The 12,991-nt window shown below is 73.1% G+C and carries 10 protein-coding genes; 3 read left to right on the forward strand and 7 right to left on the reverse strand.

Annotated elements, in window-relative coordinates; all coding sequences use genetic code 11:
* Positions 1-68: 68 nt before the first annotated feature.
* The 3 genes from ABZZ38_RS12950 to ABZZ38_RS12960 all read right to left on the reverse strand — a co-directional run bounded on the left by ABZZ38_RS12950 (position 69) and on the right by ABZZ38_RS12960 (position 4,067).
* Positions 69-2,363 (reverse strand): collagenase, encoded by a 2,295-nt coding sequence (locus ABZZ38_RS12950; protein ID WP_356738769.1) that lies wholly within the window; start codon positions 2,361-2,363, stop codon positions 69-71.
* A 163-nt stretch (positions 2,364-2,526) separates the two neighbouring features.
* Complete coding sequence (locus ABZZ38_RS12955; RefSeq protein ID WP_356738771.1) at positions 2,527-2,925, reverse strand: RidA family protein; 399 nt, start codon at positions 2,923-2,925, stop codon at positions 2,527-2,529.
* Positions 2,922-4,067 (reverse strand): acyl-CoA dehydrogenase family protein, encoded by a 1,146-nt coding sequence (locus tag ABZZ38_RS12960; protein WP_356738774.1) that lies wholly within the window; start codon positions 4,065-4,067, stop codon positions 2,922-2,924. Before ABZZ38_RS12960 ends, ABZZ38_RS12955 begins: the two co-directional genes overlap by 4 nt.
* A gap of 109 nt (positions 4,068-4,176) precedes the next feature.
* Here ABZZ38_RS12960 and ABZZ38_RS12965 point away from each other — a divergent pair, with 109 nt between their 5' ends.
* Both ABZZ38_RS12965 and ABZZ38_RS12970 read left to right on the forward strand, forming a co-directional pair.
* Complete coding sequence (locus ABZZ38_RS12965; protein ID WP_356738776.1) at positions 4,177-5,802, forward strand: AMP-binding protein; 1,626 nt, start codon at positions 4,177-4,179, stop codon at positions 5,800-5,802.
* A 4-nt stretch (positions 5,803-5,806) separates the two neighbouring features.
* Positions 5,807-6,637 carry a PaaX family transcriptional regulator C-terminal domain-containing protein gene (locus ABZZ38_RS12970; RefSeq protein ID WP_356738778.1) on the forward strand — a complete coding sequence of 277 codons (831 nt, stop codon included), beginning with the start codon at positions 5,807-5,809 and terminating at the stop codon, positions 6,635-6,637.
* Between the two features lie 8 nt (positions 6,638-6,645).
* Here the strand turns inward: ABZZ38_RS12970 and ABZZ38_RS12975 are convergent, their stop codons facing one another.
* On the reverse strand, positions 6,646-8,976 hold the full coding sequence (locus ABZZ38_RS12975; RefSeq protein ID WP_356738780.1) for a bifunctional salicylyl-CoA 5-hydroxylase/oxidoreductase: 2,331 nt from the start codon (positions 8,974-8,976) through the stop codon (positions 6,646-6,648).
* Between the two features lie 6 nt (positions 8,977-8,982).
* Positions 8,983-9,810 (reverse strand): enoyl-CoA hydratase family protein, encoded by an 828-nt coding sequence (locus tag ABZZ38_RS12980; protein ID WP_356738782.1) that lies wholly within the window; start codon positions 9,808-9,810, stop codon positions 8,983-8,985.
* A gap of 347 nt (positions 9,811-10,157) precedes the next feature.
* Here ABZZ38_RS12980 and ABZZ38_RS12985 point away from each other — a divergent pair, with 347 nt between their 5' ends.
* The gene (locus ABZZ38_RS12985) at positions 10,158-10,592 is read left to right on the forward strand and encodes an ATP-binding protein (RefSeq protein WP_356738784.1); all 435 of its coding nucleotides are present in this window, start codon (positions 10,158-10,160) and stop codon (positions 10,590-10,592) included.
* A 36-nt stretch (positions 10,593-10,628) separates the two neighbouring features.
* Here ABZZ38_RS12985 and argF read toward each other — a convergent pair whose 3' ends face one another.
* Both argF and ABZZ38_RS12995 read right to left on the reverse strand, forming a co-directional pair.
* Positions 10,629-11,627: an ornithine carbamoyltransferase gene (argF, locus tag ABZZ38_RS12990; RefSeq protein ID WP_356738786.1), complete on the reverse strand. Its 999-nt coding sequence runs from the start codon at positions 11,625-11,627 to the stop codon at positions 10,629-10,631.
* 115 nt (positions 11,628-11,742) lie between these two features.
* Positions 11,743-12,975 carry an arginine deiminase gene (locus ABZZ38_RS12995; protein ID WP_356738788.1) on the reverse strand — a complete coding sequence of 411 codons (1,233 nt, stop codon included), beginning with the start codon at positions 12,973-12,975 and terminating at the stop codon, positions 11,743-11,745.
* Between the last annotated feature and the right edge of the window lie 16 nt (positions 12,976-12,991).

A 12,991-nucleotide genomic window follows, 5' to 3' on the forward strand; every position in this document is an offset into this window, starting at 1 on the left:
TCACGCACTACTGCTGCCCGTACAGGGGCCGGTACGAGGAATTCCCGCCCGGGTGACCCCGGTTGGGGTCAGGGGCGCAGAGGGCCCTCGCAGGTGTAGGCCGAGGTCCCGCCGGTCCGGTCGGACCAGATCTCCACCTCGTCGAAGGAGCAGTTCATGTCGGCGAGGTTGGTGGCTGCCGGACGCGCCCGGTCCAGCAGGAAGTGGTCGACGGTCTCCGCCATGTCGCGGAAGACCCGGTCCTCGCTGTCCGCGTCCGTCAGGCGGGCGGTGATCCGCCCGGCGCAGACGAAGCGGCGCTTGGCGGTGTCCCCGGTGTCGGCGCAGCGGGGGTCCGCAGCGGTGGCCGCGGCGAAGGAGCCTTGGACGGCCTCGGCGGTGGTGTGGTCGAGGCGGTCGTCGGGGACATGGCGGGTGTGCGGCACGAACAGCTCGTCGACCTTCGCGATCCGCACGTCGAGGAAGGCGTCGTATCCCCGCTGGAGCGCCGTGTCCCGGCCCACCCGGTCGCGCCAGGCGTCGAAGGCGGCCGGGTCGTCGGCGCGCAGGTGCCGGTACATCTCCCGCAGCAGGGCGGGGCGTTCGGTCCACAGGTACGCGAAGAAGGTGCCCGCGTAGTTGTAGAAGCGGAAGCCGTCACCGGCGTAGGTGGCGTGCAGCAGCCGGCCGACGCTCATGCGGGGGCCTCCGTTCGCGGTGTCGGCGATGACGCCGCGGACCAGGGACCTGCGGACGGCGACGCCGTCGTCGCGGGTGGCGCCGGCGAAGAACTCGGCGGTTCCCTCGTCCATGGCGGTGGTGCGGTCGCCTTCGTACCAGGGTCCCTCGCCGAAGTAGCCGGGCACGGCGAACCGGCCGTTGAGGTAGTGGACGTACTCGTGGCGGAAGAGCTCCTCCAGCGTGAGCGAGGAGTCCTGCGGGACGCGCCGCTGGTAGGTGTAGAAGGTGGCGCCGCGCTCGATGTAGACGCCGCCGTTGTCGGTGTCCATGCCGGTGAGGAGCGGGTGGTAGTTCTCGTAGTCGGCGCGCGAGGCGTACAGCACGATCGTCAGGGCGGTGTTGGTGTCCCCGGCCAGCGGCGCCCCGGTGCCCAGGACGCGGTGGAACTGCGCCTTGACCTGCTTGCCCGCGTAGTACAGCTGGTCGACGGTGGCGGCGTCGAGGCCGGTGCGGACCGTGATGGCGCCGGTGTCGTAGCGGTACACGCGCGGGAGGATCCGCCGCTCGATGTCGCCCTTGCAGACGCCGTACGGCGCGCACGCCCCGTAGAAGTTCAGCCAGCCGGCGAGCCGGGCCCAGGGCGCGCTGCCCTCGCCGAAGGTGTGGGCGACGGGATCGAGGAGGGCCCCCAGGTCGGGGACGATGCGCGCGCGGATGGCGTCGATCTGCCCGAAGCGGCCGTACTCGGCGAGCGCGTCCCGCACGACCCACGCGTTGGGTGTGTCCTTGAGGTGGGCGTGGTGCGCGAACGCGCGGAAGGCGGCGCGGTACGCGGTGTTCCTGGCGACCAGCGTGTGGAAGGCGGTGTCCCGGTTGCCGGGGTACACGCCGAGGTGGTTGACGGACAGGGCGGCTAGGGCGGCACCGCCCCACGCCGGGTCGGGGTACGTGGTGGTGTGGTACCGGTCCATGGTGGCCAGCACCTTGGTGATCAGGCCGAGTTGGGAGTGGCGCAGGCCGGGGGCGCTGCCGGTGTAGAGGGCTTCGCGCAGGGTGTGGGCGTTGGCGCGAGTGGCGCGGAAGGACCGGGCGGCGGAGCCGAAGGCGTGGACGGCGCGGCGCATGGTCTCGGTGGTGGGCGGGTCGGTCACGTCGATCTCGCCGCGCGAGAAGTCGTGGTAGGCCACCGCGTGGAGGTAGGTGAACAGCTCCAGCAGGTGGGTGGTGTTGGCGCCGTCGTGGCCGGGGGCCAGGGCGCCGGCCCGCCGGGAGACGGCCTGGACGTGGGCGTCGGACATGACGGGCGCGAGGCGGGCGTCCCAGGTCCAGATGAGGCCGCGCAGGCAGCCGTCGGCGGTGACGGCGGGGTCGGTGAGGAAGTCGGCGAGCTCCTCGGGGCGCAGGCGCGTGACGCCGTCCAGTGTGCAGCCGGGCGCGGTGGTGGCGGTGGGGGTGGGTGGCGCGGGTGTCCGCGGTCCCGGTACGCGGGCGTCGGGGCGGCCCCCGGGGGCGGGGGCGGGTGGCCGGGTGGGGGGTGGTGCGGTGGCGAGGCGCAGGACCTCGTCGTGCGGGTGGGGCGGCTGGGGGTGGGAGGGCTCGGCCGTGGTGGCCTGGTGGGCTCGGGCGGTGGGGGCGCCGAGACCCGCCGCGCCGCCGAGCAGGGTCACGGTGGTGAGTGCTGCGGCGAGGAGGGTTCTGCGCACGCGTCGCGGTAATGACGGCTGGGGCACTTGCGACTCCTGGGTGGAAGATGACCGGTTCGTCGAGTGCATGTCACTGCTGTGCGATGCGTAACATAGTAATGTGATATTGCACTGACAACCCGTCAGGACCGAGTGGTTGCACCGGTCCCGCGAAGGCGATCCGTCAGTCCAGCACGGCGATCCCGTCCAGCTCGACCATCGCCTGCTCGTCCCAGAGCCGGACCGCGCCGACCACCGCCATCGCCGGGTAGTCGCGCCCCGCCAACCGGCGCCAGACACGGCCCAGTTCGGCGGCGCACGCCCGGTAGGCGGCCACGTCCGTCGCGTACACGGTGACGCGCGCGAGGGAGGCGGGGGTGCCGCCGGCGGCCTTGAGGGCGGCCAGCAGGTTGGCGAGCGCCGCCTCGAACTGCTCCGGGAGGGTCTCCCCCACCACCCTGCCGTCCCCGTCGAGCGCCGTCTGCCCGGCCAGGAAGACCAGCCGGGACCCGGTGGCCGTGACGGCGTGCGAGAAGCCGGTGGGCGGGGAGAGTTCGGACGGGTTGACCCGCTCCAGGCTCATGACGCGTGCTCCTCGGCCCGGTTCGGGTTGTCCGCTCGGTACAGCTCCTTGGCGATGATGGTGCGCTGGACCTCGGTCGCGCCCTCGTAGATGCGCGGCGCCCGCACCTCGCGGTAGAGGTGCTCCAGCAGATGGCCTCGTTGCAGCGCGCGGGCGCCGTGGAGCTGGACGGCGGCGTCGACGACGTACTGCGCGGTCTCGGTGGCCAGCAGCTTCGCCATGGCGGCGCGTCTGGGTACGCCGTCGTCGCCCGCGTCGTACGCCGCCGCCGCCGCGTACACCAGCAGGCGCGCGGCCTCGGTGCGGGTGGCCATCTCGGCGACCTGGTGGGCGACGGCCTGAAGGTCCTTCAGCGGGCCGCCGAACGCGGACCGCCGGGCGGTGTGGGCCACCGTCGCGTCGAGGGCCGCCTGCGCCATGCCGACGGCGAAGGCGCCGACGCTCGGGCGGAAGAGGTTCAGGGTCGTCATGGCGACGCGGAAACCCCGGTCGACCTCGCCGAGCAGGTCCGCCCGCGTCACCGGTACGCCGTCGAAGCGGAGCCTGCCGATCGGGTGCGGGGAGAGCATCTCCAGTCGGCTGCCCGTCAGGCCCGGGCGGTCGGCCGGGATCAGGAACGCGGTGATGCCACGGGCGCCGGCGCCCCGCGTCGTACGGGCGAAGACGGTGTGGACGTCGGCCTCGGGGGCGTTGGAGATCCAGCGCTTCTCGCCGGACAGCCGCCAGCCGTCGCCGTCCCGTACGGCCTGCAGGCCGAGCGCGGCGGCGTCCGACCCGGCGTCGGGCTCGCTCAGCGCGAAGGCGGCCACCGCGCGGCCCGCGATGACCTCCGGCAGCCAGCGGGCCCGCTGTTCGGGCGTGCCGGACGCGGCGACCGGGTGGGCGCCGAGCCCCTGGAGCGCGAGGGCGGTCTCCGCCTCCGTGCAGGCGTGGGCGAGGGACTCCCGCATCAGGCACAGGTCGAGCGCGCCCGCCTCGAAGAGGCGTCCGATCAGCCCCAGTTCACCCAACGCGGCGAGCAGCGGCCGGTTGACGCGTCCGGGTTCGCCCTTGTCGGCGAGGGGGCGCAGCCGCCCGGCGGCCAGTTCGCGCAGCTCCGCGCACCATGCCGTCTGTTCCGGTTCGAGCGAGAATACGGGCATTCGTGCCCCCTGTTGGGAATCCGGCTCACCAGGTCTATCGCGCACCGTTGACTGTCGTCACCTTCACGATACGCTCGATGAGCGTTCCCACCACCCATAGGGGGCGAACATGGAGCTGACCGGATCGGCCCACGCCGACACCTTCGCCCGGGACCATCTGCCGCCCCGCGAGCAGTGGCCCGAGCTCCTCTTCGAACTGCCCGAACTGCGCTATCCGGACCGGCTCAACTGCGGCGCCGAGCTGCTGGACCGCACGGTGGAACGGTTCGGCGGGGACCGGCCGGCCTTCCGCGACTCCACCGGCGGCGTGTGGACGTACGGCGAACTGCTGCGCCGCGTCGACCGGATCGCGCATGTCCTCACCCGCGACCTGGGGGTGGTGCCCGGCAACCGGGTGATGCTGCGCGGCCCCACGTCCCCGTGGCTGGCGGCCTGCTGGCTGGCCGTGATGAAGGCCGGCGCGGTGGCCGTCACCGTACTGGCGCAGGCGCGCGCCAAGGAGCTGGCCGTGATGTGCGGGATGGCGCGGGTCAGCCACGCGCTGTGCGACGCCCGCGTGGTCGACGACCTGGTGAAGGCCGAGGTGCCGGGGCTGCGCGTCACGGCGTACGGCGGCGACTCCCCCGACCGCCTGGAGCGGCTGGCGGCCCGTCACCCCGGCGCGTACGACGCCGTCGACACCGCCGCCGACGATGTCGCGCTCATCGCCTTCACCTCGGGGACCACCGGACGGCCCAAGGGCTGCATGCACTTCCACCGCGACGTGCTGGCCGTCGCCGACACCTTCTCGGCGCGGGTGCTGCGGCCCGAGCCGGACGACCTCTTCGCGGGCAGTCCCCCGCTCGGCTTCACCTTCGGACTGGGCGGCCTGGTGATCTTCCCGCTGCGGGCGGGCGCCTCGGCGCTGCTGCTGGAGCAGTCCGGGCCCAGGCAGTTGCTCCCCGCGATCGCCGCCCACCGCGTCTCGGTGCTCTTCACCGCGCCGACCGCCTACCGGGTGATGCTGGAGGGCCTCGACGCGTACGACACCACCTCGCTGCGCCGCTGCGTGTCGGCCGGCGAGAACCTGCCCGCCGCCACCTGGCGGGCCTGGCAGGAGCGGACGGGGCTGCGCATCATCAACGGCATCGGCGCGACCGAGCTGCTGCACATCTTCGTCTCGGCGGCCGACGGCGCCATCAGACCCGGGACGACGGGGACGCCGGTACCGGGATGGCACGCGCGCGTGGTGGACGCTTCCGGGAAACCGGTCCCGGACGGACAGGAGGGGTTCCTGGCCGTACGGGGCCCGGTGGGATGCCGTTATCTGTCCGACCCGCGCCAGAGGGAGTACGTGAAGGACGGCTGGAACCTCACGGGCGACACCTATGTGCGCGAGCCGGACGGCTATCTGCGCTACGTCGCCCGGGCGGACGACATGATCATCTCGGCGGGGTACAACATCGCGGGCCCGGAGGTCGAGGAGGCGCTGCTGGCGCACCCCGACGTGGTGGAGGCGGCCGTCGTGGGCCGCCCCGACGACCTGCGCGGACACGCCGTGGTGGCGTACGCCGTTCTCCGGGACGGCCTCCCGCGCGACGACGGCACGGTGGAGGCGCTGCGCACCTTCGTGAAGTCCCGCCTCGCCCCCTACAAGTGCCCGCGCGAGATCGTCTTCCTGGACGCCCTGCCCCGCACCGCCACCGGGAAGCTCCAGCGCTTCCGGCTGCGTGGGCCGGACACGGCCGTACAGTGACCACGTGGCCGAGCAGCACACTCCGCGTTCCCTGATCGTCTCCCTGTACGGCGCGTACGGACGGACCCCCGACAACGCCCCGCTGCCGGTGGCCGAGCTGATCCGGCTGCTGGCGGCCCTCGGCGTGGACGCCCCGTCGGTGCGGTCCTCGGTGTCCCGGCTCAAGCGGCGCGGGCTGCTGGAGCCGCGCCGCACGGCGGACGGGGCGGCCGGGTACGCGCTGTCGGCGGACGCCCGGCAACTGCTGGACGACGGTGACCGGCGCATCTACGCGGCCGGGGCACCGGCCGCGGAGGAGGGCTGGGTGCTGGCCGTCTTCTCGGTCCCGGAGCCCGAGCGGCACAAGCGGCACCTGCTGCGCTCACGCCTGGCGCGGCTCGGCTTCGGCACGGCGGCGCCGGGGGTGTGGATCGCCCCGGCGGCGCTGTACGAGGAGACCCGGCACACGCTGCGGCGGCTGCGCCTCGACCCGTACGTGGACCTGTTCCGCGGTGAACACCTGGGCTTCGCGGCGACGGCGGAGGCGGTGGGCCGCTGGTGGGACCTGGCGGCGATCGGCAAGCTGTACGAGGAGTTCCTGGACCTGCACGAGCCGGTGCTGCGGACCTGGTCGGACCGCGAGCCGTCGCCCGAGGAGGCGTACCGGGACTACCTGCTCGCCCTGGACTCCTGGCGGCGCCTCCCCTACGCGGACCCGGGCCTGCCCGCCGCGCTGCTCCCGGAGGGCTGGCCCGGCGGCCGTGCGGCGGCCGTCTTCGGCGGCCTGCACAAGCTGCTGCGGGACGCGGGCGAGGTGCTCGTCACCGGTTCGGAGCCGGTCACCCCTTCGGAATGAGGGGCCGGTCACCCCTTCCGCGTGAGGGTGAGGCGCGGTTTGGGGGCGTCCGTGCGGCCCGTCGGGGGTGTGCGGCTGCCCGCGCGGTACGGGAGGGGCCACGGGGCGCCGGGGCCCGCGTAGCCCTGTTCGGCGGCGGCGTGCAGGGTCCAGTGCGGGTCGTAGAGGTGCGGGCGGGCGAGGGCGCACAGGTCGGCGCGGCCGGCGAGCAGCAGTGAGTTGACGTCGTCCCAGGAGGAGATGGCTCCGACGGCGATGACCGGGACGCCGAGCGCGTTGCGGATCCGGTCGGCGTACGGGGTCTGGTAGGAGCGGCCGTACTCGGGGCGCTCGTCGGGCACCACCTGGCCGGTCGAGACGTCGATCGCGTCGGCGCCGTGCTCGGTGAAGGCGCGGGCGATCTCGACGGCCTCGTCGGCGGTCGTGCCGCCGGGGGCCCAGTCGGTGGCCGAGACGCGTACGGTCATGGGCCGCTCCCCGGGCCAGACCGCCCGTACCGCGTCGAAGACCTCCAGCGGGAAGCGGAGCCGCCGCTCCAGGGACCCGCCGTAGGCGTCGGTGCGGTGGTTGGTGAGCGGGGAGAGGAACCCGGAGAGCAGATAGCCGTGGGCGCAGTGCAGTTCGAGCAGGTCGAACCCGGCGCGGGCGGCGCGGCGCGCGGCTGCGGCGAACTGTTCCCTTATGTCGGTGAGCGCGGCCCGGTGCAGCGCGTGCGGCACCTGGTTGACGCCGGGACGGTACGGGAGCGGTGAGGCGGCGACGAGGGGCCAGTTACCGGAGTCGAGGGGCTGGTCGATGCCCTCCCACATGCGCTTGGTGGAGCCCTTGCGGCCGGAGTGGCCCAGCTGGACGCCGATCGCGGTGCCGGGCGACTGCCGGTGCACGAAGTCGGTGACGCGGGCCCAGGCGGCGGCCTGCGCGGGCGTCCACAGTCCCGCGCAGCCGGGGGTGATCCTGCCCTCGGGGCTGACGCACACCATCTCGGTCATGACGAGCCCGGCGCCGCCGAGGGCGCGGGCGCCGAGGTGGACGAGGTGGAAGTCGCCGGGGACGCCGTCCACCGCCGAGTACATGTCCATGGGCGAGACGACGACACGGTTGCGCAGGGTCAGGCCGCGCAGCCGGAAGGGGGTGAACATCGGCGGGGTGCCGGGCGGGCAGCCGAACTCCCGCTCCACGGCCCCGGTGAAGCGCGGGTCGCGCAGCCGCAGGTTGTCGTGGGTGACGCGGCGGCTGCGGGTGAGGAGGTTGAAGGCGAACCGGCGCGGCGGCTGGTCCACGTACCCGGCCAGCTCCTCGAACCAGCGCAGGCTGGCCGCCGCCGCGCGCTGCGTGGACTCGACGACGGGCCGGCGCTCGGCCTCGTAGGCGGCCAGGGCCTCGGCGAGGCCGGGCTGTTCCTCGACACAGGCGGCGAGGGCGAGGGCGTCCTCGACGGCCAGCTTGGTGCCGGAGCCGATGGAGAAGTGCGCGGTGTGGGCGGCGTCGCCGAGCAACACCGTGTTGCCGTGCGACCAGCGGTCGTTGACGACGGTCCGGAAGGCGGTCCAGGTGCTCTTGTTGGACGTCAGGGGCCGGCCGCGGAGCGCTTCGGAGAAGAGCTTGGCGCAGCGGGCGATGGACTCCTGCTCGTCGAGCTCGTCGAACCCGGCCGCGCGCCAGACCTCTTCGCGCATCTCGATGATGACGGTCGAGGCGCCGGAGGGACTCCGCTGCCCGGAGGGGTTCGTCGAGGGGTGGTGGTCGGGAGCCGGGCGGGCGTAGGGATAGCCGTGGAGCTGCATCACGCCGTGTTCGGTCTCGGCGGTCTCGAAGCGGAACGCGTCGAACGCGAAGTCGGCGGCGAGCCAGATGTACCGGCAGCGGTGGGTGGTGACGTGGGGGCGGAAGACGTCGGCGTGCGCCGCGCGGGTGCGGCTGTGCACGCCGTCGGCGGCGATCACCAGGTCGTACGCGGCGGCCAGTTCGGCGGCGGGCGGCGCCTCGGTGCGAAAGCGGAGCCGTACGCCGAGGTCGGCGCAGCGCGCGTGGAGGATCTCCAGGAGCCTGCGGCGGCCGAGTGCGGCGAAGCCGTGGCCGCCGGAGGTGAGGGTCCGGCCGCGGTGAACGATGTCGATGTCGTCCCAGCGGACGAACTCGGCCTGGAGGGCGGCGTGAACGGCGGGGTCGGCGTGCTCGATGCCGCCGAGGGTCTCGTCGGACAGGACGACGCCGAAGCCGAACGTGTCGTCCGGGGCATTGCGCTCCCAGACGGTGATGTCACGGGTGGGGCCGAGGCGCTTGAGCAGGGCGGCGGCGTACAGGCCGCCGGGCCCGCCGCCGATGACAGCCACGCGCACGGCAGGTCACCTCCCCCGCCACTTCGGGGGCCGCTTCCCGGTGAAGGCGGCGTGGAACTCGGCGTAGTCCTCGCCGTTCATCAGGAGGGCCTGGGTGGCGGCGTCGAGCTCGACGGCGGCGGCGAGCGGCATGTCCAGTTCCGCGGTGAGCAGCGCCTTGGTTTGGGCGTACGCGAGGGCCGGACCGTCGGCGAGGCGGCGGGCGAGTTCGGCGGCGCGGGCGTCGGCGCCGCCCTCCTCGGTGAGCTCGCTGATCAGGCCGATGCGCTCGGCCTCGGGGGCGCGGACCGGTTCGCCGAGCATCAGCAGCCGGGTGGCGTGGCCGAGGCCGACGACGCGCGGCAGCAGGTAGGCCGCGCCCATGTCGCCGCCGGAGAGGCCCACCTTGGTGAAGAGGAACGCGAACCGGGCGGAGGGGTCGGCGATCCGGAAGTCCGCCGCGAGCGCGAGCACGGCGCCGGCCCCCGCGGCGACCCCGTGGACGGCGGCGATCACGGGGAAGGGCGCTTCGCGCAGCGCCCGTACGACCTGGCCGGTCATCCGGTTGAAGTCGAGGAGCTGGGCGGTGTCCATGGCGAGGGTGGCGCCGATGATGTCGTCGACGTCGCCGCCGGAGCAGAAGCCGCGCCCCTCGCCGGCGAGGACCAGGGCGCGTGCGGCGCGTTCCCGGGAGAGTTCGGCGAGCAGGTCGCGCAGGTCGGCGTAGGCGCCGAAGGTGAGCGCGTTGAGCTTGGCGGGGCGGGCGAGGGTGACGGTGGCGACGCCGTCGTCGAGGGCGAGCCGCAGATGCCGCCACTCCTCGGTGCGCGGCGCGGAGCTGGAGAACGGGCTCATGGATGCGGCCTCCCTCGGCGGGCGGGGCGGGTGAGCTGTGGGCGGGTGAGCCGCTGTGGCCGGTGGCCTCACGCCTTGCCCGACGCCCTGGGACGGCGGCCCACCGCGTACCGGCGCTTCGAAGTTATCACCGCCTCGTGACTCCCGTCACGTATGCGCGATAAAAGGGAGCCCCTGGGGGGGTTCCCGCCGTCACACTGTCCGTAACCGGCGATCGTCCTGTAGCAGGTGGGGCACAGGTCCACGCCCGGGACGACGGGTGCCTCTCGCCCGGCCGGTCGCGGTCCGTAAGGTTGAAGGGACGACATCGAACCGCTGAACGGACAACGAACAGAGGAATCGCACCCGTGCTCGAAGCCTCCGGGCCCTCCTACTGGCGAATCGCGCTGCCGCACAGTACGGCCGCCGTGCCCATCGCCCGCGCGCTCGTGCGGACGGCGCTCGCCGACCTGGACGAGCCGGCGTCGGCGGACAGCGACACGGCCGAGCTGCTGACGGCGGAGCTGGTGGCGAACGCCGTGAACCACACCGACCCCGGGGACCAGCCGATCGAGCTGGTGGTGGAGCTGCTGGAGTCGGGCTGCCAGGTCGAGGTGCACGACCGCGACCCGGCGCCGCCCGGTGATCTGACGTCCGGCCGGACCGACCCGCCCGACCCGTGGCAGGAGCACGGGCGCGGGCTGCTGCTGATCCGCACGCTCAGCGCGGCGTGCGGGCACCGCCGCACCGCGCGGGGCAAGGCGGTCTGGTTCACGCTGCCGGCGCTGGGGACGACGGCGTGACCGCGGCCCGCGCGCCCCGGCGGCAGGGCCGCGGGACTATCCCAGCGTGGCGACCAGTACGGCCTTGATGGTGTGCATCCGGTTCTCGGCCTCGTCGAAGACGACCGAGTGCGCGGATTCGAAGACCTCGTCCGTGACCTCCAGCTCGGTCAGCCCGTGCCGCTCGTGGATCTCGCGGCCGACCACGGTGCCCAGGTCGTGGAAGGCGGGCAGGCAGTGCAGGAACTTGACCCGCGGATTGCCGGTGGCGCGCAGGACGTCCATGGTCACGGCGTACGGGGCGAGGGCCGCGATCCGCTCGTCCCAGACCTCCTTGGGCTCCCCCATGGAGACCCAGACGTCGGTGGCGACGAAGTCCGCGCCCCGGACCCCCTCCGCGACGTCCTCGGTGAGGGTGACACGGGCCCCGCTCAGCTCCGCGAGCTCGCGCGCCCGTGCCACGACGGCGTCGGCCGGCCAGTACGCCCTGGGCGCCACGATCCGTACGTCCATGCCCAGCAGGGCGCCGGTGACGAGGTAGGAGTTGCCCATGTTGTAGCGGCCGTCGCCCAAATAGGCGAAGGCGACGCTCTCCAGCGGCTTGTCGGTGTGCTCGGTCATGGTGAGCACGTCGGCGAGCATCTGGGTGGGGTGCCAGTCGTCGGTGAGGCCGTTGTAGACCGGGACCCCGGCGTGGGCGGCGAGCTCCTCGACGGCGGCCTGGGCGTCGCCCCGGTACTCGATGGCGTCGAACATGCGGCCGAGGACCCTGGCGGTGTCCTTGACGGACTCCTTGTGGCCGATCTGGGAACCGGACGGGTCCAGGTAGGTCGTCGAGGCGCCCTGGTCGGCGGCGGCGACCTCGAAGGCGCAGCGGGTGCGGGTGGAGGTCTTCTCGAAGATCAGGGCGATGTTCCGGCCGCGCAGCCGCTGGACCTCGGTGCCGGCCTTCTTGGCCGCCTTGAGTTCCGCGGCCAGATCGATCAGGCCGCGGAACTCCTCGGCGGTGAAGTCCAGCTCCTTGAGGAAGTGGCGGCCGGTGAGGTCGGTGGCCATGGGTCGCTCCTGGTATCCGAGTGTTCCGAGTGCGGGGGACCGTGGAAGTCTATACGAGAGCCAGCATGTCTATTCAGAGAGGGCGGCGCACCGGCCCGGAGGACGGTCACCCGGCTCAGAGGGCGTCACGCTCGACCGGGCAGCTCATACAGCGCGGGCCACCCCGGCCCCGGCCCAGCTCGCTGCCCGGGATCTCGATCACCTCGATGCCCTCCCGCCGCAGATGCGTGTTGGTGGTGACGTTGCGCTCGTACGCGACGACCACGCCCGGCTCCACCGCCAGGACGTTGCAGCCGTCGTCCCACTGCTCACGCTCCGCCGCGTGCACGTCCTGCGTCGCCGTCAGGACCCGGATACCGGTCAGGCCGAGCGCCGCCGCTATCGCGCTGTGCATCTGCTCGGGCGGGTGGTCCGACACCTTCAGCGTGCCGCCCCGGTCCCCCGGGTCGATGGTGTACGAGCGCAGCATGCCGAGCCCCGCGTACTGCGTGAACGTGTCCGGGGCGACCATCGTCATGACCGTGTCCAGGTGCATGAACGCGCGCCGCTTCGGCATGTCGAGCGCCACGATCGTCCGTGCCGAGCCCGCCGCGAACATCCCCCGGGCCAGCATCTCGACCGCCTGCGGGGTGGTCCGCTCGCTCATCCCGATCAGCACCGCGCCATTGCCGAGGACGAGCACGTCCCCGCCCTCGATGGTGGACGGATAGTCGTCCTGCCCCTCCGACCAGAGGTGGAAGGACCCCGCCTCGGGGCCGGTGAACAGCGGGTGGTGCTTGTAGATCGCCTCGAAATGGACCGTCTCGCGCTGCCGGGCGGGGTAGGCCATGGCGTTGATGGCCACCCCGTCGTAGATCCAGGCGGAGGTGTCCCGGGTGAAGAGGTGATTGGGCAGCGGCGGGAGCAGGAAGTCGTCCAGGTCCATCACGTGGAAGCGGACGGAGGTCGGCTCCGAGTGGCCCGCCAGGAACTCGCGCTTCGTCATCCCGCCCACCAGTGCCTCGACCAGCCGGCCCGTCTCCATCGCGTCGAAGACGGCCCGCAGATGGTCCGTGGCGAGCGGACCGTACTCCTTCTCGTCGAAGACCCGGTCCAGGACCAGCTTCCTGGCCGCCGGCATGTCCATCGCCTCGCGCAGCAGATCGCCGAAGAGATGCACCTGGACGCCCCGGTCCCGCAGCACATCGGCGAACCCGTCGTGTTCCTGACGTGCCCGCCGCACCCACAGCACGTCGTCGAAGAGGAGCCCTTCCTTGTTGCTGGGCGTCAGCCGCTTCAGCTCCAGGTCGGGCCGGTGCAGGATGACGCGGCGAAGCCGCCCGGTCTCGGAGTCGACATGGAATCCCATGCCCCCATCCTGGCCG

The organism is Streptomyces sp. NPDC006368, assembly GCF_040612535.1.
Taxonomy (GTDB): Bacteria; Actinomycetota; Actinomycetes; order Streptomycetales; family Streptomycetaceae; genus Streptomyces.

Excerpts from the sequence above, each read along its gene's own strand:
- ABZZ38_RS12960 (WP_356738774.1), bottom strand. The coding sequence starts at position 4,067 with ATGCCCGTATTCTCGCTCGAACCGGAACAGACGGCATGGTGCGCGGAG.
- ABZZ38_RS12955 (WP_356738771.1), bottom strand. The coding sequence starts at position 2,925 with ATGAGCCTGGAGCGGGTCAACCCGTCCGAACTCTCCCCGCCCACCGGC.
- ABZZ38_RS12980 (WP_356738782.1), bottom strand. The coding sequence starts at position 9,810 with ATGAGCCCGTTCTCCAGCTCCGCGCCGCGCACCGAGGAGTGGCGGCAT.
- argF (WP_356738786.1), bottom strand. The coding sequence starts at position 11,627 with ATGGCCACCGACCTCACCGGCCGCCACTTCCTCAAGGAGCTGGACTTC.
- ABZZ38_RS12965 (WP_356738776.1), top strand. The coding sequence starts at position 4,177 with ATGGAGCTGACCGGATCGGCCCACGCCGACACCTTCGCCCGGGACCAT.
- ABZZ38_RS12995 (WP_356738788.1), bottom strand. The coding sequence starts at position 12,975 with ATGGGATTCCATGTCGACTCCGAGACCGGGCGGCTTCGCCGCGTCATC.